The organism is Rhizobacter sp. P3_B12 (assembly GCF_056402895.1).
The window spans coordinates 1-2,918 of sequence record NZ_JBFUGN010000790.1 but is presented as its reverse complement, the minus strand read 5'-3'; the positions used below and the strand labels follow the sequence as shown (position 1 = coordinate 2,918).

General features: G+C 71.6%; 4 protein-coding genes. 2 read left to right on the top strand and 2 right to left on the bottom strand.

All coding sequences use genetic code 11. The features are described from left to right. A partial coding sequence (locus AC1D01_RS28015; protein ID WP_477872236.1) for an NAD(P)/FAD-dependent oxidoreductase occupies window positions 1–575 on the bottom strand: 575 nt, incomplete at its 3' end. A gap of 52 nt (window positions 576–627) precedes the next feature. Here AC1D01_RS28015 and AC1D01_RS28010 point away from each other — a divergent pair. Next, window positions 628–1,254 carry a helix-turn-helix domain-containing protein gene (locus AC1D01_RS28010; protein ID WP_477872234.1) on the top strand — a complete coding sequence of 209 codons (627 nt, stop codon included), beginning with the start codon at window positions 628–630 and terminating at the stop codon, window positions 1,252–1,254. A gap of 98 nt (window positions 1,255–1,352) precedes the next feature. After that, window positions 1,353–2,504 (top strand): NAD(P)H-dependent flavin oxidoreductase, encoded by a 1,152-nt coding sequence (locus tag AC1D01_RS28005; RefSeq protein WP_477872232.1) that lies wholly within the window; start codon window positions 1,353–1,355, stop codon window positions 2,502–2,504. 10 nt (window positions 2,505–2,514) lie between these two features. Here AC1D01_RS28005 and AC1D01_RS28000 read toward each other — a convergent pair. Beyond that, a partial coding sequence (locus AC1D01_RS28000; RefSeq protein WP_477872230.1) for a helix-turn-helix domain-containing protein occupies window positions 2,515–2,918 on the bottom strand: 404 nt, incomplete at its 5' end.

The following is a 2,918-nucleotide window of genomic DNA, read 5'->3' as shown; positions in this document are numbered from 1 at the left end:
TGCACGGCCTCGCCGTCGGCCAGGCGCAGCGTCCAGCGCTCGTTGCTGCGCTGCGCGGCGATGACGTCCGCGCCGGTGCGGAGCTCGCCGCCGCGGGCGCGCATGCCGCGCAGGAAGCCCTGGTGCAGCGCGTTCACGTCGATGTCCTGCGCACCCGGCTCGTGGAGCGCGCCGTGCACCACGTCGGGCCGCAGGCAGCCGACGCGGGCCAGCGCCGCATCGGCGCCCACCCGATCGAGCACGCTGCCGCTGGCCGCCAGCGTGCGCTGCATGGCGTCCAGCAGGGCCTCCTGGCCGTGCGTGGCGAGGTAGAGCACGCCGCGCGGCGCCAGCAGCGGAGCCTGGGTGAAACCGTCCGGCGGCGTCTCGTAGAACGCCCGGCTGGCCCGCGTCAGCGCACGCACGGCCGGCGGGCCGTAGCTCTCCATGAACATGGCCGCCGAACGGCCGGTGGCGTGGTAGCCGGGCTGGGTTTCGCGCTCCAGCAGCAGCACGCTGCGCTCGCCGGCCAGCTGCCAGGCAAGCGATGCACCGGCGATGCCGGCGCCGACGATGGCGACATCAAATTCTCTCATACGAGAATTCTCACATGCGAGAATCGTGCCGGCAACCCCTGCAACAGAAACGATGCCCAAGCTTCGAACGACGAGCCGTCCGCCCGCCCGCACGACAGCAGCCGCCTTGCCCGACCGCGAGCGCGTCGGCGAGCGCCTGCGGGCCATCCGCAAGCGGCACGGGCTGACGCTCGGGGCGTTGTCCACCCGCTCGGGCGTCGCGCTGTCGACCTTGTCGAAGATCGAGCTCGGCCAGATCTCGGTGAGCTACGAGAAGTTCGCGGCGGTCGCGCGCGCGCTCGACGTGGACATCGCCTCGCTGTTCGATCCGCGCGCCGAAGCGGTGCCGGCCGCGGGCCGCCGGCCGGTGGTCGTGCGCACCACGCTGGACGCCGCGCCCCGCTACGACGCCGAGAACTACGACTACCGCATGCTCGCCACCGCGTTCCCGGCCAAGCGCATGACGCCGCTGCACGGCATCGTCGTCGCGCGGCAGATGGCGCAGTTCCCCGACTACATCCGCCACCCGGGGCAGGAGTTCGTGATGGTGCTGTCGGGCCGCGTGCGCATCCACTTCGAGACCGGCGAGGTGGTCGACCTCGCCCGCCAGGAGTCGGCCTACTTCGACAGCGGCGTCGGCCACGTGTACCTGTCCACCAGCAAGGCCGACGCGCGCGTCGTCGTGGTGATGACGGAGTGAGGAGCGAGGCGCAACCCGGCCGGGCCCATCGTCATTCATGTGGATGGCGCCGCCCCGCAGCGTGAGCAGAATGAGGCGCTTGCAGGGAGAGCCTCCACATGAGTCATGACATCGCGTCGCAGCGCCGGCGCCTGCTGCTGTTGTCCGGCCTGGGCGGGTCGGCGCTGTCTGCCGGGCCGGCCCGTGCCGAGACCGAGCTGGCCTTCGGTGGCCACCACCCGCCCAGCCTGGACACCCGGCTCACGCGTGGCTACGGCGTGCGCCATCCCTTCGTCGGTGCCGGCATGGGCTTCGTCGCGCTGCCGTCGCTGGTGGCGGCGGTGTCGAACGCCGGCGGCATYGGCGTGCTGGGCAATGGCATCGAGCCGCCGCCCGGCACGCAGGCGCTGATCCAGTCGATCAAGGCCATGACGGCGCGGCCCTTCGGCGTGGATTTCATCTTCGACGACTCGGCGTTCGGACCGCTGGTGACGCAGGCGCACATCGATGTCTGCATCGCCGAGCGGGTGCGCCTGGTGGTGTTCCACATGAACGTGCCGCCGCGGGCCTGGGTCGACCGGCTGCATGCGGCGGGCGCCCGGGTGTGGATGCAGGTGGCCTCGGTGCCGCAGGCGCTGGAGGCGGGCGCCGCCGGGATGGATGCGGTGATCGCCCAGGGCTCGCAGGCGGGCGGACACAACAAGAGCGGCACGCGCACGCTGAAGCTGCTGCAGCAGGTGGTCCACGCGGTGCGGCCGTTGATGGTGCTGGCCTCGGGCGGCATTGCCGATGGCCAGGGCGTGGTCGACGCCTTGTCCCACGGGGCCGATGGCGTCTGGGTGGGCACGCGGTTGGTCGCGTCGAGCGAGGCGCATGCGCATCCGGAATACAAGCGCCGCATCGTCGAAGCCCGCGGGCACGCTACCGTCACGACCACGCTGTTCGGGCCGGAATACCCCGGGCGGCCGTACCGCGTGCTGCGCAACCGGGTCGTCGATGAATGGGCCGGCAGGGAAGGGCAGGTGCCGAACCCGCCGCCGCCGCCGGCCGTCATCGGCAGCACGCTGCTGTTCCCGTTGACGCTGAAGCAGAACTACAGCATGCCCAAGTTCAGCGCCATCGTGCCGACGCCGGAAACGACCGGCGACTTCGAGGAGATGGGGCTGCCGGCCGGCTCGGAGAGCGTGAAGTTCATCAAGCGGGTGCAGCCGGCGGCCGAGATCGTGCGGGAGATGATGGAAGAAGCGCAGGCGCTCATCCGGGCGGCTTGACCGCAGCCGCTCAGCCCTGCGCAGCGCCTGGGTGCCTGGCGATCTGCCGCGGCGTCTGCCCGAGGAATCGCTTGAGCGAATGCGTCAGGTGGGCCTGGTCGGTGAACTCGAGTTCGGCGGCCACCTGCGACGGTGCCTGCCCCAGGCGCAGCAGCCGCGCGGCCTCGTGGGCCCGGGCGATCTGCTGGAAGGCCTTCAGGCCGAGGCCGGTGACCTCGGCGAAGTGGCGCTGGATGCTGCGCTCGTCGAGCCGCTGGCGCGCGCCCTGCAGCGCGCGCGAGACCACCGGGTCACGCTCCAGCAGGCCCTTGCGCGCCAGCGCGGACACGAATTCTTCGACGTTGTCGAAGCGGGGCACCTCGAAGCGTTCGGGGCCGATCCAGACACTGCGATCCGCCTCCACCGGGCATGGCA

Bases quoted from the DNA above. Each gene is read 5' to 3' on its own strand.
- AC1D01_RS28010 (WP_477872234.1), top strand. From the start codon at position 628: ATGCCCAAGCTTCGAACGACGAGCCGTCCGCCCGCCCGCACGACAGCA.